This is a genomic window from Xanthomonas euroxanthea (genome assembly GCF_900476395.1).
GTDB lineage: Bacteria > Pseudomonadota > Gammaproteobacteria > Xanthomonadales > Xanthomonadaceae > Xanthomonas > Xanthomonas euroxanthea.
In genome coordinates this window covers 108,830-131,844 of the sequence record NZ_UIHB01000005.1, presented here as the reverse complement: position 1 = coordinate 131,844, position 23,015 = coordinate 108,830, and the positions used below count along the sequence as shown (strand labels likewise).

At 66.9% G+C, this 23,015-nt stretch carries 17 protein-coding genes; 13 read left to right on the top strand and 4 right to left on the bottom strand.

Annotated elements, in window-relative coordinates; genetic code table 11:
- Positions 1-133: 133 nt before the first annotated feature.
- The 3 genes from CPBF1521_RS14695 to CPBF1521_RS14685 all read left to right on the top strand — a co-directional run bounded on the left by CPBF1521_RS14695 (position 134) and on the right by CPBF1521_RS14685 (position 4,241).
- Positions 134-418, top strand: a complete 285-nt coding sequence (locus CPBF1521_RS14695) for a YfhL family 4Fe-4S dicluster ferredoxin (protein WP_029220241.1) — start codon at positions 134-136, stop codon at positions 416-418.
- Positions 415-2,193, top strand: a complete 1,779-nt coding sequence (ggt, locus tag CPBF1521_RS14690; protein ID WP_115677463.1) for a gamma-glutamyltransferase — start codon at positions 415-417, stop codon at positions 2,191-2,193. The genes CPBF1521_RS14695 and ggt overlap by 4 nt, the downstream gene beginning before the upstream one ends.
- Positions 2,194-2,480: 287 nt before the next feature.
- Positions 2,481-4,241 carry a glycoside hydrolase family 9 protein gene (locus CPBF1521_RS14685; RefSeq protein ID WP_115677462.1) on the top strand — a complete coding sequence of 587 codons (1,761 nt, stop codon included), beginning with the start codon at positions 2,481-2,483 and terminating at the stop codon, positions 4,239-4,241.
- Between the two features lie 235 nt (positions 4,242-4,476).
- Here CPBF1521_RS14685 and upp read toward each other — a convergent pair whose 3' ends face one another.
- On the bottom strand, positions 4,477-5,109 hold the full coding sequence (gene upp / locus CPBF1521_RS14680; protein ID WP_024940024.1) for a uracil phosphoribosyltransferase: 633 nt from the start codon (positions 5,107-5,109) through the stop codon (positions 4,477-4,479).
- 151 nt (positions 5,110-5,260) lie between these two features.
- On the opposite strand from upp, the gene CPBF1521_RS14675 reads away from it, so the two are divergent.
- The 4 genes from CPBF1521_RS14675 to CPBF1521_RS14660 all read left to right on the top strand — a co-directional run bounded on the left by CPBF1521_RS14675 (position 5,261) and on the right by CPBF1521_RS14660 (position 11,284).
- Positions 5,261-7,822: a TonB-dependent receptor gene (locus tag CPBF1521_RS14675; RefSeq protein WP_181901245.1), complete on the top strand. Its 2,562-nt coding sequence runs from the start codon at positions 5,261-5,263 to the stop codon at positions 7,820-7,822.
- Positions 7,819-8,955 (top strand): phytase, encoded by a 1,137-nt coding sequence (locus tag CPBF1521_RS14670; protein WP_115677461.1) that lies wholly within the window; start codon positions 7,819-7,821, stop codon positions 8,953-8,955. Before CPBF1521_RS14675 ends, CPBF1521_RS14670 begins: the two co-directional genes overlap by 4 nt.
- On the top strand, positions 8,952-10,331 hold the full coding sequence (locus CPBF1521_RS14665; RefSeq protein WP_115677723.1) for a purple acid phosphatase family protein: 1,380 nt from the start codon (positions 8,952-8,954) through the stop codon (positions 10,329-10,331). The genes CPBF1521_RS14670 and CPBF1521_RS14665 overlap by 4 nt, the downstream gene beginning before the upstream one ends.
- 245 nt (positions 10,332-10,576) lie before the next feature.
- Complete coding sequence (locus CPBF1521_RS14660; protein ID WP_115677460.1) at positions 10,577-11,284, top strand: glycosyltransferase family 32 protein; 708 nt, start codon at positions 10,577-10,579, stop codon at positions 11,282-11,284.
- A 261-nt stretch (positions 11,285-11,545) separates the two neighbouring features.
- Here the strand turns inward: CPBF1521_RS14660 and CPBF1521_RS14655 are convergent, their stop codons facing one another.
- Positions 11,546-13,042: an aminotransferase class III-fold pyridoxal phosphate-dependent enzyme gene (locus CPBF1521_RS14655; protein WP_115677459.1), complete on the bottom strand. Its 1,497-nt coding sequence runs from the start codon at positions 13,040-13,042 to the stop codon at positions 11,546-11,548.
- 122 nt (positions 13,043-13,164) lie between these two features.
- Between CPBF1521_RS14655 and CPBF1521_RS14650 the strand changes: the two genes are divergently transcribed.
- From CPBF1521_RS14650 to secF, 6 genes are all read left to right on the top strand, one after another.
- On the top strand, positions 13,165-13,596 hold the full coding sequence (locus CPBF1521_RS14650) for an Lrp/AsnC family transcriptional regulator (protein WP_104582110.1): 432 nt from the start codon (positions 13,165-13,167) through the stop codon (positions 13,594-13,596).
- A 164-nt stretch (positions 13,597-13,760) separates the two neighbouring features.
- The gene (gene queA / locus CPBF1521_RS14645) at positions 13,761-14,831 is read left to right on the top strand and encodes a tRNA preQ1(34) S-adenosylmethionine ribosyltransferase-isomerase QueA (protein WP_104647937.1); all 1,071 of its coding nucleotides are present in this window, start codon (positions 13,761-13,763) and stop codon (positions 14,829-14,831) included.
- An 81-nt stretch (positions 14,832-14,912) separates the two neighbouring features.
- Positions 14,913-16,058, top strand: a complete 1,146-nt coding sequence (tgt, locus tag CPBF1521_RS14640; RefSeq protein ID WP_115677458.1) for a tRNA guanosine(34) transglycosylase Tgt — start codon at positions 14,913-14,915, stop codon at positions 16,056-16,058.
- Positions 16,059-16,189: 131 nt separating this feature from the next.
- A complete protein-coding gene (gene yajC, locus CPBF1521_RS14635) occupies positions 16,190-16,543 on the top strand; it encodes a preprotein translocase subunit YajC (RefSeq protein ID WP_104533651.1) in 354 nt (117 codons plus the stop codon).
- Between the two features lie 185 nt (positions 16,544-16,728).
- On the top strand, positions 16,729-18,573 hold the full coding sequence (gene secD, locus CPBF1521_RS14630) for a protein translocase subunit SecD (protein WP_166767480.1): 1,845 nt from the start codon (positions 16,729-16,731) through the stop codon (positions 18,571-18,573).
- Positions 18,574-18,632: 59 nt separating this feature from the next.
- Complete coding sequence (secF, locus tag CPBF1521_RS14625; protein WP_115677457.1) at positions 18,633-19,601, top strand: protein translocase subunit SecF; 969 nt, start codon at positions 18,633-18,635, stop codon at positions 19,599-19,601.
- Between the two features lie 210 nt (positions 19,602-19,811).
- On the opposite strand, the gene CPBF1521_RS14620 is transcribed toward secF, so the two are convergent.
- Together CPBF1521_RS14620 and CPBF1521_RS14615 are read right to left on the bottom strand one after the other, a co-directional pair.
- Positions 19,812-21,089, bottom strand: coding sequence for a carbohydrate porin (locus tag CPBF1521_RS14620; protein ID WP_181901244.1), 1,278 nt, complete (start codon positions 21,087-21,089; stop codon positions 19,812-19,814).
- Between the two features lie 186 nt (positions 21,090-21,275).
- Positions 21,276-23,012, bottom strand: a complete 1,737-nt coding sequence (locus CPBF1521_RS14615) for a PTS fructose transporter subunit IIC (RefSeq protein ID WP_115677456.1) — start codon at positions 23,010-23,012, stop codon at positions 21,276-21,278.
- Positions 23,013-23,015 lie beyond the last annotated feature (3 nt).

Below are 23,015 nucleotides of genomic sequence, written 5' to 3'. Positions count from 1 at the left end.
GACCGGTTGCCGACCGCGTGCGTGGCGGTGTCCATGCCTGGCCCCGGGCCGGGCGCGTTGGCGTCCGGCAGCACGTTGCGTTCCAGCGCCTGGCGTTGCATCGGGCCGCGTCGCATCGCATGGTGGTGCCGCCATGTCGCTGAAGATCAACGAGCTCTGCGTCAACTGCGATGTCTGCGAGCCGGCGTGCCCGAACCAGGCCATCTCGATGGGCGAAACCATCTACGTGATCGACCCGGCACGTTGCACTGAGTGCGTGGGCCATTTCGACGAGGCGCAATGCGTGGTGGTGTGCCCGGTCGAATGCATCGACCCGGATCCGGACATCCCGGAAACCCACGATCAATTGCTCGCCAAGCTCATGCAGCTGCAGCGCGATCACCCCGAACTGTACGAACAGGAGCCTCCCGCCCCGTGAGCATCTTTTCCCGACGTTTTCCTTCGCGCGGCCTGTTGCTGCTGGCCTTCGTACTGGCACCGCCGGCCTGGTCGGCCGATGGTGCCAGGCCAGCGGCGGCCGCGTCCTCGCCGGTGGCGGGGCATCCGCCCGGTGCGGCGATCGCCAGCGGGCACGCACTGGCCACCGACGCCGGCCTGCAGATCCTGCGCGAAGGCGGCAATGCGTTCGATGCGGCGATCGCGGTGTCGTCCACCCTGGCGGTGGTCGAGCCGATCAGCTCGGGCCTGGGCGGCGGCGGCTTCTTCCTGTTGCACGATGCCAAGACCGGCAAGGACGTGATGCTGGATGCTCGCGAGACCGCGCCCGAGTCGGCCAGCGAGGCCCAGTTTCTCGACAAGCAGGGCGCGCTGGACCGCGACCGCTCGGTCAACGGCCCCTGGTCGGCCGGCATTCCCGGGCTGCCTGCAGCGCTGGTGGAGCTGGCCACCCGGCACGGCCGGCTGCCGTTGAAGCAGTCGCTGGCACCGGCGATCCGCATCGCCACCGAAGGTTTTCCGGTGTACGCGCGCATGGCCAAGGGCTATGCCTCGCGGCGCGAGGTGATGGAGCGTTATCCCGGCACGCGCGAGGTCTATCTGCGCGGCGGCAAGCCCATCGCCGAAGGCGACATCTTCAAGCAGCCCGAATTGGCGCACACCTTGAAGCTGCTCGGCGACAAGGGCTTTGACGGCTTCTACAAGGGCGAAACCGCCAGCAAGCTGCTGGCCGGCGTCAAGCAGGCCGGCGGGCAGTGGAAGGCCGCCGAGCTGGCCGGGTACCGGGTCAAGCAGCGCACGCCGATCCAGTTCGATTACCGCGGCTGGAAGATCACCACCGCGCCGCCGCCGTCTTCCGGCGGTATCGCACTCGCCGCCATGCTGCAGATTCTGGAAGGCTGGGAGCTGGACACGCTCGACGATGCGCACCGCACCCATCTGGTGGTGGAAGCGATGCGCCGCGCCTACCGCGACCGCACCTTCTTCCTCGGCGACCCGGACTTTGTGGCGGTGCCGCAGCGCGTGCTGACCAGCAAGGATTACGCGCAAGGCCTGCGCGCCACGATCAACCCGGACAAGGCCACCCCCAGCGACCTGCTGTCGGGCAATCCGACCCCGCTGGAAGACGACGAGACCACGCACTTTTCCATCATCGATGGCGAAGGCAACCGCGTCGGCGCCACCCAGACCGTCAACCTGCTGTACGGCTCGGGGCTGATCCCCAAGGGCACCGGCGTGCTGCTCAACGACGAGATGGACGACTTCGCGCTCAAGCCGGGCACGCCCAATGCCTTTGGCGTGATGGGCTACGCGGCCAACGCCCCCAAGCCGGGCAAGCGCATGCTCAGCTCGATGACGCCGACCTTCATGGAATCGGCCGACAAGGTCGCGGTGATCGGCACCCCGGGCGGCAGCCGCATCATCACCATGGTGCTGCTCGGCATCCTGGGCTACGACGCCGGCCTGGACGCACAGCAGGTCAGTGCCTTGCCGCGCTATCACCACCAGTGGCTGCCGGACGTGATCGAGGCCGAGAGCAACGCGTTCTCGCCACAGACCGCCAAGGCGCTGCAGGCGATGGGGCATGCGCTCAAGCTGCCCGGCGACACCGCCGAGGGCGGCCGCGGTTCCAGCCACGTCTGGGGCAACCTGCAGACGGTGGAGTGGGACAAGCGCAGCAATGTGCTCACCGGCGGTAGCGACCCGCGCAACCCGGTGGGCAAGGCGCAGGTCCAGCTGGCGACACCTGCACGGTGAGTACCACGGCCTGCTCCGTGGGCGGGGCAGGCATTACACGGCCAACGATGAGAGCCGGCTTGTACTGAGGCGCGGGCCTGGCCTGTCGGTTCGGCGCAGGCGGCACAGGCGCCGAACACGCGGCGCGGCGAACCGTGTCCCTGTCTCGGCAACTATGTGCAGCACGCCTGCACCGGCCTGAGTGGGGGCCGGAAGGTCACTGGCTGCCTGCAGCAATACGGTTTGGTGCTGTGTCCTATGTCGGGATTGGACTTGTCGCTGTGCATCGATTTGGCGACCATCGCGGCATGACCATTTTGCAGACCCTGCTCACCGCCATGGTGATCGCATCGCCCATCGCCGCCTGCGCGGCCGATACGACCGGCGCTCCCGGCAGCACGGCCGCTGCCGGCGCCGCGATCCACGTCAATCAACTCGGTTATCTGCCGGGCTCGGCCAAGCTGGCGGTGGTCGGCTTGCCGCCGCCAGCTGCGGCTGCGACAGACCGCTTCACGGTCGAGGATGCCAACGGCCGCCGCGTGCTGGAGGGCCGCTTGTCGCCGGCGGCCACCTGGGCACCAGCGGGGCAACAGGCACGCGTGGCCGACTTTTCCGCGCTGCGCGCCCCAGGGACGTATCGGGTGAAGATCGCCGGTTTGCCGGCGTCGGATCCATTCCCGATTGCGGCCGGTGCCTACCAGCCCGTCGTGGATGCCTCGCTCAAGGCGTTCTACTTCAATCGCGCCAGCACCGCGCTGCCGGCGCAATTCGCCGGGCGCTATGCACGTGCGGCCGGGCATCCGGACACCGATGTGCGCATCCATCCTTCTGCTGCGTCTGCCACGCGCCCGGCCGACAGCGTGATCCGTGCGCCCAAGGGTTGGTACGACGCCGGCGACTACAACAAGTACATCGTCAATTCCGGCATCAGCACCTACACCTTGCTGGCCGCCTACGAGCAGTATCCGGCGCTGTTCAAGGCGCAGCCGCTGACCATCCCCGACGACGCCCCCGGCGTGCCCGGCATCCTGCAGGAGACCTGGTGGAACCTGGAATGGATGCTGGCCATGCAGGACCCGGCCGATGGCGGCGTGTACCACAAGCTCACCGACAAGCAGTTCGATGGGCTGGTGATGCCGGACCAGGCCAGGCAGCAACGCTACGTGGTGATGAAGGCCACTGCCGCCACGCTGGATTTTGCCGCGGTGATGGCTGCCGCCAGCCGCGTCTACGCGCCGTTCGACGCGCAGTATCCGGGCGCGTCGGCACGCATGTTGAAGGCCGCGCGCCGTGCCTGGGCGTGGGCGCAGCAGCATCCGGATGTGATCTACCGCCAGCCCGACGATGTGCGCACCGGCGGCTACGACGACGCGCAGGTGGACGACGAATTCGCCTGGGCCGCGGCCGAGCTGTATGTGAGCACGCGCGAGGACGGCTTCTACGACGCAATGATGGCGCGCAACGTGCCGGCCAGCGTGCCGGGCTGGAGCAACGTCGGCGGCCTGGCCTGGATGTCGCTGGCCGAACATCGCGACCGGCTCACCGCGCATGCAGATCGCGCTCGTATCGCGCATGAGATCACCGGTCTGGCACAGCGGCTTGCCGAACAGTGGCAGGCCTCGCCCTGGCGTCTGGCGATGACCGACACCGATTTTGTGTGGGGCAGTAATGCAGTCGTGCTCAACCGCGCGATGATGTTGATGCAGGGCTATCGGCTGACCCGGCAGCGGCCGTATCTGGACGCCGCGCAGTCGCAGCTGGATTACATCCTGGGGCGCAATCCGTTGGGGCTGTCGTTCGTCACCGGGGTCGGGCTGCGCAGCCCGCTGCATATCCACCATCGCCCTTCCGAAGCCGACGGCATCGACGCGCCGGTGCCGGGCTGGCTGGCTGGCGGCCCGCAACCGGGCCAGCAGGACGCCAAGGACTGCAAGGTGGCCTATCCCTCCAGGCTGCCGGCGCTGTCGTACCTGGACGACACCTGCAGTTATGCCAGCAACGAGGTGGCAATCAACTGGAACGCGCCGCTTGTGTATGTGAGCGCGGCGATCGAAGCGTCCACGCGCTGAGGCGGCGGGCTCCAGGCGGCAGCGCGATTTTCCCTTCTCCCATCGGGAGAAGGTGGCGCGCAGCGCCGGATGAGGGTGCGGCAGCGGCAGCAACACCGACACACCGTACCCTCACCCCAACCCTTCTCCCGTGGGGAGAGGGGCTTCAATCCGCCGATTACCTCACCAGCGCTGCTCCAGCGTGATCGGCAATCGTCCAGCGCGCATCAGCTTTTGATTTGGTCGCTTCAGACACTCACTCCACCCGCGTGCCGAAGATCCGGTCGCCGGCATCGCCCAGGCCGGGCAGGATGTAGCCCTTGTCGTTGAGGTGGTCGTCGATCGCGGCGGTGTAGACCTCCACATCCGGATGCACGGCTTCCAAGGCTTTCAAGCCTTCCGGTGCGGCCACTAAAAAGATGCCCTTGATCCGCCGCGCGCCGGCGCGCTTGAGCATGTCGATGGTGGCGATCAGCGTGCCGCCGGTGGCCAGCATCGGGTCTAGGATCAGCGCGTCGCGTTCTTCCAGGCGGCCGGTGAGGCGTTCGAAGTAGGGCACCGGCTGCAGGGTTTCTTCGTCGCGTTGCAGGCCGACCACGCTCACGCGCGCGGCCGGGATCAGCGCCAGCACGCCGGGCAGCATGCCCAGACCTGCACGCAGGATCGGTACCAGGGTGATTTTCGCGCCGGCAATCCGCTGCACGGTCACCGGGCCGGCCCAGCCGGGCTGCACGTGCGACTCGGTGTCCAGATTGGCGGTGGCCTCGTAGGCCAGCAGCGTGCCCAGCTCGGTGACCAGTTCGCGGAAGCCCTTGGTGCTCAAGGCAGCATCGCGCAGCAGGCCGATCTTGTGCTGGACGAGGGGGTGACGGACTTCGACGATTTTCATGGGCAGCGACAGGCGGGAGAGACCCACAGTGTGCCGCAGCCAGCGGCAGCGTCGCCACACATTGGGCGTGATCGTGCTTGCAGATGTCATGTCAGTGAAACGTCGTAGACATAGTGTGCCCACCCATTCTTAACCGATTGGGGAAGCACCCGTGTTGAACAAGACTCCGCTGTGCCTGGCGATCACGCTGACGTTGGCGGCAGCCACGTGGAGCCCGCTTGCGCAGGCGGCCGAGGGTGCAGCAGCGGCAACCGGCGCCTCCGGTGCGGCAGCCATCGACCTGGAGCGGCTGGAAGTGCGCCCGCAGGTTGAATCGCAGGTGCGCGCGGTCGATCTCAAGCGGGGTTCCGATGCGATCCAGGATGCGGTCGCCTCCGATGCGCTGGGCCGGTATCCCGACAAGAATGTTGCAGAATCCTTGCAGCGCCTGCCCGGCGTCAGCGTCACCCGCGACCAGGGCGAAGGGCGCTTCGTGGTCATCCGCGGCCTGGATTCGGCGCTCAACAGCGTCACCATCGACGGCATGACCATGGGTACGCCGGAAGACGGCACGCGCTCGGCGCCGCTGGACGTGATTCCGTCCGACTCCACCGAGCGCCTGAAAGTGGTCAAGTCGCCGACCCCGGACATGCCGGGCGATTCCATCGGCGGTGCGATCCAGGTCGAGTCCACCTCTGCCTTCGATCGCGATGGCCGCACGCTGCGCGGCTCGATCGAAGGCAGCCACCAGTCGTTGTCGGGCAAGACCAGCCCCAAGGGCGCGTTCAACTACAGCGACATCTTCGACGGCACCTTCGGTGTGGCGGTCGGCGTGAACTACCAGGACCGCGAATTCGAATCGGACAACACCGAAGTGGCCTACGACAGCTTCGACGGCGGTGCGGCCGACGATCTGTTCGCCGGTGAAGTGCAGCGCCGCAAGTACTTCATCGAGCGTACCCGCATGGGCGCCAACCTCAACCTGGACTGGCGCCCGGACGCCGACAACCGCTATTACCTGCGTACGCTCTACAGCCGCTTCGACGATGCCGAAACGCGCCAGCGCACCATCTTCGGCCTGGCCGATGGGCAGGTCAGCGCCAATGGCGATGGCACCTATGCCGTGGCCGACCTGCCGGCCGATTCCATTTCCAAGCGCGTGCGCTACCGCACCAAGAAGGAAGACACCATGGCCTTGAGCGTGGGTGGTGAAAACCGTCTGAGCGCGGCCACGGTGGATTACAAGCTGGGCTACACCAAGACCACCGAGCGCGTGAACGATGAGATGGAAGCGCGCTTCAACTACGCCGGCGACGATCTGTCGGCCACGGTCGATCAGAACAGCGGCATTCCGCGCCTGGGGTTCTCCGACAATGGCTGGCAGCGCAACGACGATTTCGTGTTCGACCGCTTCGTGCTGGCGCCCAAGCGGGTGGACGACAGCGAGCGCAGCGCGCAGGTCAACGTGCGCTTCGATGGCGAGCATTCCAGCCTGAAGATGGGCGTGCTCGGCCGCTGGCGCGAGCGCGATGTCAACGTGGACGAAAACGAGCTGCGTCGTGGCCCGGCAATCGATCTGAGCGACTGGACCACCGCCGCACCGGAACACCGCGGCGGCACGCTGGGCGAAAGCATCGGCTCGGACGGCATGCGCCGTTACTGGAACACCTCCGGCACTCTGTACAGCGCACGTCCGCAGGATGTGGGCAGCAACCTGCAGGTCTCGCTGCAGGACGACTACAGGGCCACCGAAGATGTGTTCGCCACCTATGCGATGGGCACCTGGGACATCGGTGCGCTTCGCATGATCGCCGGCGTGCGGGTGGAGAACACCCAGTTCGACGCCACCGGCAACCAGGTCGACGTGGCCGAGAACGGCCGCACCGCCACGGTGACGCCGCGCGAAGCCTCCAGCAGCTACACCAATGTGCTGCCGGGCCTGCATCTGCGTTACGACACCGGCAACGACTGGGTGCTGCGGTTCGCGGCCAACAAGACCTTGTCGCGGCCTGCGTTCGGCGATGTCTCCCCGCGCGTGAGCATCAATCGCGGCGACGAAGAGGTGAGCCTGGGCAATCCCGATCTCAATCCGTATCGCTCAAAGAACCTGGATCTGTCGTTCGAAAAATACATCGGCAGCACCGGCCTGGTCTCGCTGGGCGTGTTCAACAAGTCGATCGACGACTACATCGTGCAGACCATCAGCACCAACGATGCCGAGTTCCCCAACCTGCAGGTGACGCGCTCGATCAACGGCGACACCGCAAAGGTGCGCGGCGCCGAATTCAATTGGCAGCAGGCGCTGGACTTCCTGCCCGAGGGCTGGAATGGCCTGCTGGTCGGCGCCAGCGCCACCGTGCTGGACAGCGATTTCAATCCCGGCCTGAGCGATCGCGCCGGCGACGACTTCACCTTGCCGCGCTCGTCCAAGCGCATCTACAGCGGGCATCTGGGGTATGAAAAATACGGTTTCAGTGCGCGCGTTGCGGCGGTGTATCGCAGCGAGTACCTGGACACCATCGGCCAAAGCCGCGCGTACGATATCTACGTCGCCCCGCACACCCAGCTGGATTTCAGCATGAACTACCAATTCAACAGCCACGTCAGCCTGTATCTGGAGGCGCAGAACCTGCTGGACGAACCGCTGGAGCTGTACCAGGGCGTGCCCTCGCGCACGCTGCAGAACGAAGAATACGGCCGCACCTATGCGCTCGGCCTGAAGGTGGCACTGTGATCGCAACGCGCACGCGGCTCCACACCACGGTACTCCACACCACACTGCTCGCCACCGCGCTGGCGCTGACCGCCTGCGCCAGCGCACCGGCCGACCGCGAAGCCGACGAGGCGCTGTTGAAGGACCCCTTGCTCAGCGAGGCCAAGGTGGAGCACGAAGTGGTGCCGGAAGCCTTCATCACCGCGCTGACGCCGGCCGACAACCTGGATTCGCCGGCCAGCTGGAGTGCGCCCGATGGCAGTCGCTGGTTGATCGCCACCGCCAAGGCCACGCATGCGCTGGTGGTGTTCGATGGCGATAGCGGCAAGCGCCTGCGCGTGGTCGGCGGCAAGGGCAAGGCCCTGGGCAAGCTGGATCGCCCGAACGGGATTTCGGTGGTCGACGATCTGGTGTTCGTGGTCGAGCGCGACAACCGCCGCGTGCAGGTATTTTCGCTGCCGGATTTCAAGCCGCTGACCAGCTTCGGCCAGGACGAATTGCGCGAGCCCTATGGCCTGTGGGTGCGCAAGCACGACGGCGGCTACGAGGTGGTGGTCAGCGACAACTACATGTCGCCGGCCAACAAGGATGAGCCACCGCCGCTGGCCGAACTCGGTCAGCGTTTCCGTCGCTATCAGGTGGACGACGCGGGGCAGGGCTGGCAAGCGCGCCTGACCCAGAGCTTCGGCGATACCACCGAGGCGGGCGCGATACGGATCGCCGAGTCGGTGTTCGGCGATGAAGCGCATGCGCGCCTGATGATTGCCGAAGAGGATGTCGCCGTGGGCACGCAGTTGCGCGAATACGGGATGGACGGGCGCTATCGCGGGCGCAATGTCGGCAGCGGCCTGTTCAAGGCGCAGGCCGAAGGCATGACGCTGTTTGCATGCAAGGACGGCAGCGGTTACTGGATCGCCACCGATCAGTTCAAGGACCGCAGCGTGTTCCAGGTGTTCGACCGCCAGAGCCTGGCGCATGTCGGTGCCTTCGCCGGCCGGGTGACCGCCAACACCGACGGCGTGTGGCTGGATCAACGCGGCGATGCGCGCTTTCCGGGCGGGGTGTTCTATGCCTTGCACGACGACCAGGCGGTGGCGGCCTTCGACTGGCGCGATATCGCGCGCACGCTGCGTTTGAAAGAATGCGCGCCATGATCGCCGCACGTGCGGTGCTGTCTTGCGCGCTGTTGCTGGTGGCGATGACGGGCACGCAATCGTTCGCCGCCGAGCGCGCGGCCGAACCCAACACCCAGGTGCCGGCCGGCTCCACCCACTATGTTGCCGATGGCTTTCCGGACCGCATCGTCGCCACGCCCGCGCAGGCGGCGGCGACCGGTTTCGCGGTGGCTTGGCGTACCGATACCAGCGTCGACCAGCCGTGGCTGGAACTGGTGGTTGCCGGCGACTCGCCCGATGTGGGCACGCCGCGCCGCATCCGCGCCAGCACCACCACGCTGACCAGCGAAAACGGCAGCTCGCATCACCACCGCGCCGATATCGACGGGCTGACGCCGGACACGCTGTATGCCTACCGCGTGCAGGGCAACCACACCTGGGGGGCGTGGAATCATTTCCGCACAGCCGCCACCGCGGATACGCCGCTGACGCTGCTGTATTTCGGCGACACCCAGAACAAGAACCTCAGCCTGGTCTCGCGGGTGATCCGCCAGGCCTGGCGCTCGGCACCGGATGCGCGGCTGGCCCTGTTCGCCGGCGATCTGGTCAGCGGCAAGGACGGCCAGGACGACAACGAATGGGCCGAGTGGTTCGACGCCGGGCGCTGGCTGCTGGAAGGCACCGCGGTGGCGCCGGCGCCGGGCAATCACGAGTATCACGAAGAGGGCGAGGACACCCCACAGGCCACGCGCACGCTTGGCACGCATTGGCCGGTGACCTTCGCGTTGCCGCGTAACGGGCCGTCGGCCACCGCACGCACCAGCTACTGGTTCGACTATCAGGGCGTGCGCATCGCCGTGCTCGATGGCACCTCCGTTCTGGATCTGGGCACCGGCCCGGCACAGGCGCAGTGGCTGGACAAGGTACTGGCCGACAATCCGCACCCGTGGTCGATCGTGCTGATCCATCAGCCGTTCTTTTCCCCGCGCGCCGATCGCCAGAACGAGAAACTGGTCGAGCAGGTGCTGCCGGTGATCCGCCGCCACAAGGTCGATCTGGTGCTGCAGGGCCACGACCACACCTACGGCAGGCGCGGCGATACGGCAGGGCAGGCCACGCCGGTGTTCGTGGTCTCGGTGGCCGGGCCCAAGCAGTACCGGCTCTCGGACATGGCGCGCAAGACCATGCGTCCGGTCGGCGAGGACACCCAGCTCTACCAGGTGCTTCGCATCGACACCCACACCTTGCGTTACGAGTCGCGCACCGCCACCGGGCGTCTCTACGATGCGTTCGAGCTGGAGCGCGGCAGCGATGGCGGCAAGCGACTGGTGGAGAAAGAGGCCGGACGCATCGCACCACGCGATTGCCCGCGCAGTGCGACTCTGAAAGGACGCGCCGACAGATGCTGGGAATGATGGGGACGCGGCACAGGCGAGCTGGTCTGGATGAGGCTGCCGTTCCGGATGACGACCCGGTGAGCAAACTTCGGTGCTGCATTGATTTTGCACATCGACGGTAAGCGTAACCATTTAAAATTGTGAATTACGTCACACTAATAATGGGACTACTGTTAGGGCCGACCGGGTCTCCACCCGGGTAGCCGGCTTCGACGCGGGTGCTTCGGTGGAGGTTCTGCCTCCCCCAGCCCCGAGAAGCCCCCATGATTCCCCACGTGTTCCATCTCACTGCGCCGACCAAGCACCTGCTTTGGGAAGAGCGCAAAATCCAGGCCCGTCTGCAGCGGCTGCTGCCGGGCTGGACCTGCCATGTCTGGGACGATGCCGACAACTCGGCGCTGATGCGTCGCGCCTTCCCGGAATTGGCCGATCGCTACGAAGCGATCCGCTTCGGTGTGATGAAGGCCGACATCGCCCGCTGCGCCTACATGCATAGCTATGGCGGGTTCTATTTCGACACCGACTACAAGTTGCTGCGCACGCTTGGCGCGGACGTGCTGGCACAGCAATGCGTGCTGCCGATCGAAGAGGGCGCGCCCGGCAACGAGCAGTTCAAGATCGGCAATGCGGTGTTCGGCTCGGAGGCAGGACATCCGTTCTGGCGCGCCTTCATCGAGCACATCTTCACCATGCATGCGCCCGAGACGCTGGAAGACCATCGGCAGATTCCGATGATTTCCGGCCCGCGCGGGTTGACGCGTTTCTACAACGCGCACGCCGGCGAGTTTGCCGGCATCGTGTTCCCGGCGCGCGACGCGTTCCATCCCGACCGCACCTGGTTCGGGCTCGGCCACCGTGGCGGCACGGTCGCAGTGGGCTCGCATCTGTGCTGGGCGTCCTGGCGCGGCAAGTCGCCACGCCGGGCAGTGACCAATTACCTGCGTCGCAAGCTGAGCGCCGTTCCGATCTGACCGGGCCAGGCAGCACCCCCGCCGCGCGCAGCGCCGACGGCGCGTGGCGGTTGCCCAGGAGTGGCCGCGCCTGTTCCGCAGGCGCGCAGGCACTGCCTGCGTCGCCTTGAAGTCGAGCGGTCTACACCACCATCGCACTGGCTGCCCGGTGGGCGCGGCCGGTGCTCCGCACCGGCGTGTACCGCTCGGTGACCAACGTTCCTGCGCACCGTCCGCTTCCCGCTAGCGACTGCGACTGCTCGCCATGCGTATCGGTGGCGCTCAGGCCGCCTCAGCCTGGCTCTGGCGCGGACCTTCCTTCAGCGCACGCCCGATCAATCCGACCAGCAGATCCAGCTCGTCTTCGTCCATCGCAAAGTGCGGGGTGAAGCGCAGCGAATTCTCGCCGCCATGGATCACGTTGACGCCGCGGTGGCGCAGCCATTCCTCGGTGGAACCGGCGCCATAGCACTTGAACTGCGGCGCCAGCTCGCAGGAGAACAGCAGCCCGGTGCCCTGCACCTTGGTGATCAGGCCACCCAGCTCGGACTGCAGTGCCTGCAGCTTGGCGATTGCCTGCGCACCACGGGTGCGGATGTTCTCGCGCACCTGCGGGGTGAACAACGCCAGCGTGGCGCAGGCGACATCCAGCGCACGCGGATTGGTGGTCATGGTGTTGCCGTAGGTGCCTTTGCGATACACCTGTGCGGCGTGTTCGGTCACCGCCAGCACCGACAACGGGTATTGCGCGGCGTTGAGCGCCTTGGAGTAGGTCTCCAGGTCCGGCGGGTCGAGCTGCTCGAAGCCGGGGTAGTCCACCACCGACAGCACGCCGTGCGCACGCAGGCCGGCCTGGATCGAATCCACCAGCAGCAGGCTGCCGTGCAGGCGGGTCAGTTCGCGCGCGGCGGCATAGAACGCAGCCGGCAATGCGCGGCCCGGGTCGCCTTCGCCCATCACCGGCTCCAGGAACACCGCCTCGATGAACCAGTGATTGCGCGCGGCCTCGTCGAAGGCGCGCTGCAGCGCCGCCACGTCGTAGGGCGCGATCGCGATCACCGAGTCTTCGTCGCGATAACTGGCGAGGTACTTGGTGTAGGTCTTGCGGCTGGAATCGGAATACAGGCCGGGGCGGTCGGTACGGCCATGGAAGCTGCCCTTGACCACCACGCGCTTGATGCTGGCGCCGGCGTGGCGCGCGCCCGGGTCGGTGTGCAGCTTGGCATTGGTATCGACGATGCGCGCGGCCAGGCCGACCGCCTCGGAACCGGAGTTGAGGCACATGAAGCGTGCGAACGGACAGCCCCCGCGGGTATGCCCGATCTCGGCGCGCAGCGCGCGGTCGAGCCGGCGCTGCGCCAGGCTCGGCGTCATCACGTTGGCCATCACCTGCGGACGCGCCATCGCCTCGAGCACCGGCGCGGGGGTGTGGCCGAAGCCGAGCATGCCGTAGCCGCCGGCGTCGTACAGCACCGCGCCCTTGAGCGTGATCACCCAGGGGCCGCGCGCGGCCAGCGCCACGTACGGGGTCACCGCATCGTCGGCGTAGAAGTTGATGAAGCCGTCCTGCACCGCGCCGATCTGTGCGTCTTCGTCCAGGTCCAGCAGGTCGGCGGCCTCGGCGCGCACCAGCGCGTACTCGGCAGCGGCCGCGTCGATGGCGTGTGCGAGATCCGGGTGGCTGGCGGCCAGGCGCGCGATGCTGGCATCGTCCAGGCCATCGGTCAGGCGGCGGCCGGCATGGGCGCGCAACGGGGCGAGCGGGGCGAGGACGGACATGGCGCATCTCCTGCAAGGTGGCGTTCCCTTTCTATTATCGGCAGAAGATCGGCGTTTGGCAGCGTGAATCCGGGCAGGAAGTGGGGTATTTTCGTCGAATCGACGAACCATTTAGGCGAAAAGTGAAAATCACTCCCTCCGACGAACGCCTGCTGTCGCTGCTGCGCGAGGACGCGCGCGCCTCCACCGCGCAGATTGCGCGCCGGCTTGGGCTGTCGCGCACCACCGTGCAGAGCCGGATCGACAAACTCGAGCGCGACGGGGTGATCAGCGGCTACACCGTGCGCACCCACGATGCCTACGAACAGGGCCGCATCCGCGCGCACATCCTGATCACCGTGCTGCCCAAGAAGATGCCCGCGGTGGTCAAGGCGCTGCGCGACATCCCGCAGGTGCGCCTGCTGCATTCGGTCAGCGGGGCCTACGACCTGATCGCCCTGGGCGTGGTCGGCGGCGTCAACGAGATGGACGTACTCACCGACGCCATCGGCGCGATCGACGGCGTGGAGCGCACGACCACGTCGATCATTTTGTCAACGAAGTTCGAGAGGTGAGGGGCGGGAATCGGGAGTGGGGAATGGGGAATCGTAAGAGCCAGATCCGAGGGCCGAAACTCATACGGCGCAGACTGGCCCGCTTTTACGATTCCCGATTCCCGAATCTCCATTCTCCGCCGCAGTTACACTATCCGGCTCCTCAGCCAACACATCCTGCGGCCTTGAAGAAGTCCGATTTCAACTATTCGCTGCCCGACGAGCTGATCGCCCAGGCGCCATTGGCCGAGCGGGCGGCCAGCCGCTTGCTGGTGGTGCCGCCGTCGCCGCAGGCGCTGGTCGACCGGCAGGTGCGCGATCTGCCCGAGTTGCTGCAGCCGGGCGACCTGCTGATCTTCAACGATACCCGGGTGATCCCGGCGCGGCTGTTCGGGCAGAAGGCCAGCGGCGGGCGGGTGGAAATCCTGATCGAGCGCCTGCTGGGCGAGCGGCAGGCGCGCGTGCAGATCGGCGCCAGCAAGTCGCCCAAGGCCGGCAGCTGGATCGCGCTGGATGCCGGCGGCCAGGCCGAGGTGCTGGGCCGCGACGGCGAGTTCTACCTGCTGCGCTTCGAGATCCCCACGCCGCTGGAGCACTGGCTGCTGGAGGCCGGGCGCCTGCCGCTGCCGCCGTACATTCGCCGCGAGCCCGGGGTGGAAGACCGCGAGCGCTACCAGACCGTGTTCGCGCGCGAAGTGGGTGCGGTGGCCGCACCCACCGCCGGGCTGCATTTCGACGAGGCGCTGCTGGCACGGCTGCGCGAGCGCGGGGTGGAGTTCGGCCATGTCACCCTGCACGTGGGTGCCGGCACCTTCCAGCCGGTGCGCGTGGACGCGCTGGATCAGCACGTGATGCACACCGAATGGCTCAATGTCGGTGCCGCGCTGGTCGAGCAGGTGCGGCGCACGCGTGCGCGTGGCGGCCGCGTCATCGCGGTGGGAACCACGGTGGTGCGCTCGCTGGAAAGCGCCTGGCGCATCACAGATGCCGCGCCCGAGGGCGAGTTGCTGCCGTTTGCCGGCGAAACCCAGATCTTCATCCTGCCCGGCTACCGCATCCGCAGCGTCGACGCGATGGTCACCAATTTCCATCTGCCCGAAAGCACGTTGCTAATGATGGTCTCGGCCTTCGCCGGCCGCGAGCGCATCTTCGCCGCCTATCAACACGCCATCGAACAGCGCTATCGCTTCTTTTCGTATGGCGATGCGATGTTGCTGTGGAGCAGGGAATCGGGAATCGGGAATGGGGAATCGTAAGTCGGCATCCGCCGAACGATCAGCCACCTGCCAACCGCTTCTCCGATTCCCCAATCCCGATTCCCCAATCCCGGCCCCTCCATGTCCCGACTCCAGTTCCAGCTCCAAGCCACCGACGGCCATGCCCGCCGTGGGCGCCTGACCTTTCCGCGCGGCACCGTCGAGACGCCGGCGTTCATGCCGGTGGGCACCTATGGCTCGGTCAAGGGCATCCTGCCCGAGCAGATCCGCGCGCTGGGTGCGGAGATCATCCTGGGCAATACCTTCCACCTGTATCTGCGTCCGGGCCTGGATGTGATCGGCGACCACGGCGGGCTGCACGGGTTCGCGCGCTGGGACGGGCCGATCCTCACCGATTCGGGCGGGTTCCAGGTGTTTTCGCTGGCCCATCGCCGCAAGATCACCGAGCAGGGCGTCACCTTCGCCTCGCCGACCGACGGCGCACGGGTGTTCCTGGGCCCGGAAGAGAGCATGCAGATCCAGAAGGTGCTCGATTCGGACATCGTGATGATCTTCGACGAATGCACGCCGTACCCGGCCACCGAGGAGGTGGCGCGGCGCTCGATGGAGCTGAGCCTGCGCTGGGCGCAGCGCTCGCGGCAGGCGCATGACGGGTTGGGCAACGATGCGGCGCTGTTCGGCATCGTGCAGGGCGGGGTGCATCCGGACCTGCGCAGCCGCTCGCTGGACGGGCTGCAGGACATCGGTTTCGACGGTTACGCCATCGGCGGGCTGGCGGTGGGCGAGCCGGAGCACGAGCGCAATGCGATGCTGGAACACCTGCATCCGCGCCTGCCGGCCGAGCGCCCGCGCTACCTGATGGGCGTGGGCCGGCCCGAAGACCTGGTCGAAGGCGTGGCGCGTGGCGTGGACATGTTCGACTGCGTGATGCCCACCCGCAACGCGCGCAACGGGCATTACTTCACCTCCTTCGGTACCGTGCGCATCCGCAACGCCAGGTACGAGCGCGACCTGGACACCATCGAGCCGGGCTGCGGCTGCCATGCCTGCAGCAGCGGCTACACGCGTTCGTATCTGCGCCACCTGGACCGCTGCAACGAGATGCTGGCGCCGATGCTGGGCACCCTGCACAACCTCTGGTACTACGAGAAGCTGATGGCCGACCTGCGCGCGGCGATCGCGGCGGGAACCTTTGCGCAGTTCCGGCGGTCCTTCTATGCGGCACGCGGCGCCACCACGCCGCCGTTGCCGGGGGAAACCAGCTGAGACCGGCCGTCCGCGCCCCGCGCGGACGGTTTGGAACCTGCATGGCATAATTCCCGGCTGTTCCGCTCCGGCGGTACCTGAATAGCGAGCGGGCCGCTTGGCGCGCTGGCACCAAAACTAGGACGCACTGAATGAATCTGCTCGATTTCCTGATCCCCGTCGCCCAGGCGCAGGCCACTGGCGGCGCGCCGGCGCCCGGCCCGATGGGAAGCCTGTCCACCTTCGCGCTGCCGATCATCCTGATCGCGGTCATGTATTTCCTGATGATCCGCCCGCAGATGAAGCGCCAGAAGGAGCACAAGTCGTTGCTGGACAAGCTGGCGCGCGGCGATGAAGTCATCACCTCCGGCGGCGTGGCGGGCGTGATCACCGACATCGGCGACAACTTCATCACCGTGGAAGTGGCCGACAACGTGCGCATCCGCGTGCAGAAGAGTGCCGTGGGCCACGTGCTGCCCAAGGGCACGCTGAAGTCTGCCAACTAAGCGGCAGCCAACCTGCTGCGCCCACTGTCAGGTGGGCGCAGTTGGTGCCGCGAACCGGCGCGCATCGCTCCGCTCCGCGCACCGCCGCATCCACCTGACGACCGCTGGCGTCATTGTGTTGGCCGCTGGAAGTCGTTTTCACTGCTAGGCGCGTCGCCGGGATGGTGTCGCGCGGGACTGTCGCAATGCTCGAATTTCCTCGCTGGAAGTATTTCCTGATCCTGCTGGTGCTGGCGGTCAGTGCGTTGTACGCGCTGCCCAACATCTACCAGAAGGACCCGTCCGTGCAGATCACCGCCAGCCGCGGTGCCCAGCTCGACGACGCCTTGCGCAGCCGCATCGACGCCGACCTCAAGGCCGCCGGCATCACGCCGAAGGCCGTCACCAAGGAGGGCGACAGCCTGATGGTGCGCCTGCCCAGCCTGCAGGCACAGACCCGCGCCAACGACGTGCTGCGCCAGCAACTGGGCGAGAACTACACGGTGGCGCTGAATCTGGCCTCGACCGTGCCGGACTGGCTGGCCAAGCTGGGCGGCCGGCCGATGGTGCTGGGCCTGGACCTAGTCGGCGGCGTGCACTTCGCCATGCAGGTGGACCAGAAGGCCGCGCTGGAAAAGCGCCTGGACGGCTTTGCCGAAGATATCCGCACCACGCTGCGCGATGGCCGTATCGCCTATCGATCGGTCGAGCGTCGCGGCGACAACAGCATCCAGGTCAGCCTGAGCGAAGGCGCCAGCGCCGACGCCGCGCGCACCGCGCTGGCCAAGTCGCAGCCGACGCTGACCTATGACGTCAGCGGCCAGAACATCTCGGTGAAGGTGCCCGAGGCCGAGCTCAAGCAGATCGCCAGCGGCGCGATCGAGCAGAACCTCACCACCTTGCGTAACCGTGTCAACGCGCTTGGCGTGTCCGAACCGACCATCCAGCGCCAGGGCGAAGACCGCATCGTGGTCGAACTGCCCGGCCTGCAGGACACCGCCGAGGCCAAGCGCCTGATCGGTGCCACCGCCTCGCTGGAATTCCGTGCGGTGGTCGAAGGCAATGCCGAAGACGCCGTGCGCAGCGGCAGCATCCCGCCGGAAGCCAAGGTCTACCGCGTGCGCGATACCGGCGCACCGGTGCTGCTGAACAAGCGCGCGCTGGTGACCGGCGACCAGATGGTCAGTGCCAGCGTCAGCACCGACCAGAACGGCATGCCGGCGGTGGCCGTGACGCTCAACAACGTCGCCGGCCAGCGCATGCTCGATTACACCAGCGCCAACGTCGGCAAGCTGATGTCGGTGGTTTACATCGAGCGCATCCCCACCGTGACCATGGTCGACGGCAAGGAAGTGCGCAGCGTTCGGGTCAAGGAAGAAGCCTTGTCGCCGACCCGCATTGCGGGTGTGTTCGGCAAGAACTTCCAGACCACCGGTCTGGAGAAGACCGAGGCCGAAAACCTGGCCAAGCTGCTGAAATCCGGCTCGCTGGCCGCGCCGATGGATTTCGTCGAGGAATACGTGATCGGCCCCAGCCTGGGCGCGGAGAACGTGGAGCGCGGCGTCACCGCAGTGATCTACTCGTTCCTGTTCACGCTGGTGTTCTTCACCATCTACTACCGCGTGTTCGGCGCGATCACCTCGGTGGCGCTGCTGTTCAACCTGCTGATCGTGGTGGCGGTGATGTCGCTGTTCGGTGCCACCATGACGCTGCCGGGCTTTGCCGGCCTGGCGCTGTCGGTGGGCCTGTCGGTGGACGCCAACGTGCTGATCAACGAGCGTATCCGCGAGGAGCTGCGCCTGGGCGTGCCGGCCAAATCGGCGATTGCCGCCGGTTACGAAAAGGCCGGTGGCACCATCCTGGACGCCAACCTCACCGGCCTGATCGTGGCGGTGGCCTTGTACGCGTTCGGCACCGGCCCGTTGAAGGGCTTCGCGCTGACCATGATGATCGGTATCTTCGCCTCGATGTTCACTGCGATCACCGTGTCGCGTGCGCTGGCGGTGCTGATCTACGGCCGCCGCAAGAAGCTGAAGACCGTCGCTATTTAATGCGAGTCCCTCGCAAGAGCCCGCACATCCATGTGCGGACTTTTTAGGAAGATCTTTCAATGAAAATTTTTCCGCTTCATCTGATCCCGAACGACACCAGGATCGACTTCATGCGCCTGCGCAAGCCGGTGCTGATCCTGATGCTGGTGATCGCGGTGGCCTCGGTCGGCGTCATCGTCGGCAAGGGCTTCAACTACGCGCTGGAATTCACCGGCGGCACGCTGGTGCAGACCTCGTTCCAGAAGACCGTGGACGTGGATCAGGTGCGCGAGCAGCTGGCCAGGGCCGGCTTCGAGAACGCCCAGGTGCAGAACGCACGTGGCGGCAACGAAGTGATGATCCGCCTGCAGGCGCGCGAGCAGCACAACAACCGCGACGATGCCGCCAGCACAGTGGCCGAAGAAGTGCGCAAGGCGGTCAGCACCGCGCAGAACCCCGCCACCGTGCAGCCGGGCGAATTCGTCGGCCCGCAGGTCGGCAAGGATCTGGCCTTGAACGGCGTGTACGCCACGGTGTTCATGCTGGTGGGCTTTCTGATCTACATCGCCTTCCGCTTCGAGTGGAAGTTCGCGGTGGTCGCCAGCCTGACCGCCTTGTTCGACCTGCTGGTCACCGTGGCCTTCGTGTCGCTGACCGGCCGCGAGTTCGACCTGACCGTGCTGGCCGGCCTGTTGTCGGTGATGGGCTTTGCGATCAACGACATCATCGTGGTGTTCGACCGCGTGCGCGAAAACTTCCGCGCGCTGCGCGTGGAACCGCTGGAAGTGCTGAACCGCTCGATCAACCAGACGCTGTCGCGCACGGTGATCACCGCGGTGATGTTCTTCCTGTCGGCGCTGGCGCTGTACATCTACGGCGGCGAGTCGATGGAAGGCCTGGCCGAAACGCACATGATCGGCGCGGTGATCGTGGTGATTTCCTCGGTGATCGTAGCGGTGCCGATGCTGAGCATCGGACCGTTCGCCGTCACCAAGCAGGACCTATTGCCCAAGGCCAAGGACGTGGAGGCGCTGGCGCGTCGTCCTTGATCGGCCATGGATCTTGGATCACGAAAAAACCGCGCGCTGCGCGGTTTTTTCGTGTTGGCGCATCGAGCGGGTCAGCGCAACCCGTCGTAGGAGCGCGCCTGAGCGCGACCGGGCTTTATCGGGAATGCCTCATCGCGCTCAGGCGCGCTCCTACCGAGCTAGGTAAGTGCGCTGCAGTGTCCTGCAACGCACGCACCGATCCTCGCGGACCTACAGATTCCAATCGATCCGCATCCCCGCAATCAACGCGTTCTTCAGATCGTTGCTGCGGGTGGGTTCGTTGAACTGGTCGGGGTTGATCACGTAATGCAGGTTCGGCGCGATGCGCAGGCGCTTGGTGACCTGGATGCCGTAGCTGAGCTCCATCATGATCTGGTTGTCTGCGGGGGTGCCGGTGCCGCCTGCGGAGGCGCGCGCCAGGCGCAGGTTTTCGATGGCTTCGTCGCTGTACTTCTGCTGGGTGATCACAAACGCAATGTTGTCCTGCGGGCGGCTGGCGAAGGTGCCTTTCTGCACCAGGCCCAGTTGCACGAAGTGGTCCTCGATCGCCTGGCCGCCGGTGCTCTTGAGGATGGCGCCGAACACGGTCAGGCCGCGGGCGCCGGACGGATCCGGGTTGGTGACCTGCTGTTCGAAGCGGGCGAACAGGCCCGAGCGGCCCTGCTTGTTCTCGTAGCCCAGGCCGCTGAGCACAGCCGGGTTGCCGTTGCGGTCGCGCAGCGGGTCGGTGTAGTCGGAGTTGTCCTGCCAGCCGCCGAGTTCGTACATCGCGGCCATGCTGCCGTCGCCGCCCTTGTTCTTGTAGCCGACCGCGTACGGCACCACCACGCCGGTGGTGTCGTCGGTGCTCCACTTCAGGCCGTGCTGGCCATCCTGGGCCTGCACCGGGTTCACCTCGTAGGCGCCCACATGCACGTAGACCTTGGGCGTGACCCAGGCGGTGGCATGCGCAGCCCAGCTGGACACCGGCCAGTAGGTGAAGTTGCTGGTGCGGAACACGAAGGTGGGGTTGCCGCAGGCCGAGTTGCCCTGGAAGTACTGGCACAGGTCCGAGCCGAGGAAGTGGATGTTGGCCACGCTGCGGCCGGCTTCCAGTTCCAGGCGGTCGTTGAAGAGTTTTTGCAGCAGGGTGAAGTTGGCCAGGCGCGTGCCCTGGCCGCCGTAGATTTCCTGCACCGAGGTGCTGTTGCCGATGCTGCTGTTGGCCAGGTTGGTGCCGTGGCGGTTGGTGACGTACAGCTTGACCGTGGCGCCGCCCCAGCCGAACAGGCGGTCCATGTCGACGTCGGTGCCCACCATCAGCTGGCCGGCGTAGGCATCGCCGTTCTTGCGGCCGCCATCGATCATCGATGCCGCTTCGCCGGTGTAACCCAGCTTGAGCTTGAAAGCATCGGCGGCATCCTGCGCGTGGGCGAGCGGGGTCAGCGCCAGTGCCAGCGACAGGCACAGCAGGCGGGGACGGGCATGGCGGGGGGCGAGGGCGGTCATGGCAGGACTCCGAACGAAGGAAGGCGTGGCCGAGGTGGCGAACGCGACAGCTAGGGGATGGGCAAGCCGCTGGCCGCGCACGAAGGTGCGCAGCGCAGCGGTGAAACCAGTCAGGGGTGGAGTGGGGCGGCGATCAGGCGTGGCGCATGCGCGGACGGCACGCGGCAATGGCGAGGTGGCCGACCGTCAGGCGACCACGTCGGCCACCGGCTTCTTGAGCAGGCGCAGTGCCACCGCGGTGACCACCACGCCGACCACCAGGGCCAGCACGTAATTGAGCAGGTGGGTCACCGCGTTGGGGATCAGCAGCACGAAGATGCCGCCATGCGGTGCCTTCAACTCGGCACCGGCAGTCATCGAGATCGCGCCGGCCACGGCCGAGCCGATCACCAGCGCCGGGATGGTGCGCAGCGGGTCGCGCGCGGCGTACGGGATGGCGCCTTCGGTGACGAAGGCCAGCCCGAGCACGCCGGCGGCGGTGGCCGAGCCGCGCTCTTCCACGGTGAAGCGGTTGCGGAATACCCAGGTGGCCAGCGCGATGCCCAGCGGCGGGGTCATGCCGGCGACCATGGCGGCGGCCATCGGGGTATAGACCTGGCTGGCGATCAGACCAGTCGAAAAAGCGTAGGCGGCCTTGTTGACCGGCCCGCCCATGTCGAAGGCCATCATGCCGCCGAGCAACAGGCCCAGCAGCAGCGCGCTGCTGCCCTGCATGCCGCGCAGCCAGGCGGTGAGCCAGGCCAGCAGGTCGGCCACCGGTTGGCCGAACACGTACATCATCGCCAGCCCGACCAGCAGCGTGCCCAGCACCGGCAGGATCAGCACCGGCTTGAGCCCTTCCAGGTTGCGCGGCAGGCGGATGTAGCGGTTGAGCGCGGCCACGCCATAGCCGGCGATGAAGCCCGCAATAATGCCGCCAAGGAAGCCGGCATTGAGGTTGGCGGCGACCAGGCCGCCGATCATGCCCGGCGCGATGCCGGGGCGGTCGGCGATGGAGTAGGCGATATAGCCGGCCAGCGCGGGCACCATCAGGGTGAAGCCGGCCTTGGCGCCGATCTGGAACAGCGACCAGGCCAGCGTGCCCTGGTGCGCATCGTCGCCGGCATAGATGCCGCCGAGCGCGAATGCCAAGGCGATCAGCAGGCCGCCGGCGGTGACGAAGGGCAGCATGAACGACACGCCGGTCATCAGGTGCTTGTAGGCGCCGGTGCGGCCGTTGCCCGTGTTTTCGGCCTTGGCGGCGCCTGCGACCGGCGCCGCGCCGCCGTGCACGCCGGCTTCGGCCAGCGCTTTCTGGATCAAGGCCGGGCCATCGTTGATCGCCGGCTTGGTGCCGCTCTTGAACAGGCGCTTGCCGCCGAAGCGGGCCAGGTCGACCTCGCGATCGGCGGCGATCAGCACCAGGTCGGCAGCGCGGATTTCCTCGTCGGTCAGGGCGTCCTGCGCGCCCACCGAGCCCTGTGTTTCCACGCGGATCTGGTAGCCGAGCTTCTTGGCTGCCTGCTGCAGGCCCTCGGCGGCCATGAAGGTGTGCGCGATGCCGGTGGGGCAGGAGGTGATCGCGACGATGCGCTTGCTGCCGGCGCTTGCGCTGGCTGCGGCAGCCGACGCGTTTGCAGCTGCCGGTGCGGCGAGCTGGTGCACTGCGGCGGCCGGGTCGTCGAGTACCGCGCCCAGGCTCAGGCGCAGCAGCTGCGCATCGCCGAAGCGGGCGGTGTCGGCATCGGCGTCGCCGATCACCAGCACCTGGGTGGCGGCGCTGGCCAGGTCGCCCGGCAATGCGCCGAGCACACCCTGGTCGCTGCGGATCTCGATCGTCACGCTGCGCCCGGCGGCAGTGGCCGCGCGGCGCAGCGCTTCGGCCGCCAGGACGGCTTCGGTGCTGCGGTCGCCAGCGGCGATGACCACGATGGAAGAGGACATGCA

What these genes read in the sequence shown, in the direction of transcription:
- tgt (WP_115677458.1), top strand. Translation starts at nt 14,913, where the DNA reads ATGTCCCGACTCCAGTTCCAGCTCCAAGCCACCGACGGCCATGCCCGC.
- CPBF1521_RS14620 (WP_181901244.1), bottom strand. Translation starts at nt 21,089, where the DNA reads ATGACCGCCCTCGCCCCCCGCCATGCCCGTCCCCGCCTGCTGTGCCTG.
- CPBF1521_RS14695 (WP_029220241.1), top strand. Translation starts at nt 134, where the DNA reads ATGTCGCTGAAGATCAACGAGCTCTGCGTCAACTGCGATGTCTGCGAG.
- secD (WP_166767480.1), top strand. Translation starts at nt 16,729, where the DNA reads ATGCTCGAATTTCCTCGCTGGAAGTATTTCCTGATCCTGCTGGTGCTG.
- secF (WP_115677457.1), top strand. Translation starts at nt 18,633, where the DNA reads ATGAAAATTTTTCCGCTTCATCTGATCCCGAACGACACCAGGATCGAC.
- CPBF1521_RS14660 (WP_115677460.1), top strand. Translation starts at nt 10,577, where the DNA reads ATGATTCCCCACGTGTTCCATCTCACTGCGCCGACCAAGCACCTGCTT.
- upp (WP_024940024.1), bottom strand. Translation starts at nt 5,109, where the DNA reads ATGAAAATCGTCGAAGTCCGTCACCCCCTCGTCCAGCACAAGATCGGC.
- CPBF1521_RS14685 (WP_115677462.1), top strand. Translation starts at nt 2,481, where the DNA reads ATGACCATTTTGCAGACCCTGCTCACCGCCATGGTGATCGCATCGCCC.
- CPBF1521_RS14665 (WP_115677723.1), top strand. Translation starts at nt 8,952, where the DNA reads ATGATCGCCGCACGTGCGGTGCTGTCTTGCGCGCTGTTGCTGGTGGCG.
- yajC (WP_104533651.1), top strand. Translation starts at nt 16,190, where the DNA reads ATGAATCTGCTCGATTTCCTGATCCCCGTCGCCCAGGCGCAGGCCACT.
- CPBF1521_RS14615 (WP_115677456.1), bottom strand. Translation starts at nt 23,012, where the DNA reads ATGTCCTCTTCCATCGTGGTCATCGCCGCTGGCGACCGCAGCACCGAA.
- CPBF1521_RS14655 (WP_115677459.1), bottom strand. Translation starts at nt 13,042, where the DNA reads ATGTCCGTCCTCGCCCCGCTCGCCCCGTTGCGCGCCCATGCCGGCCGC.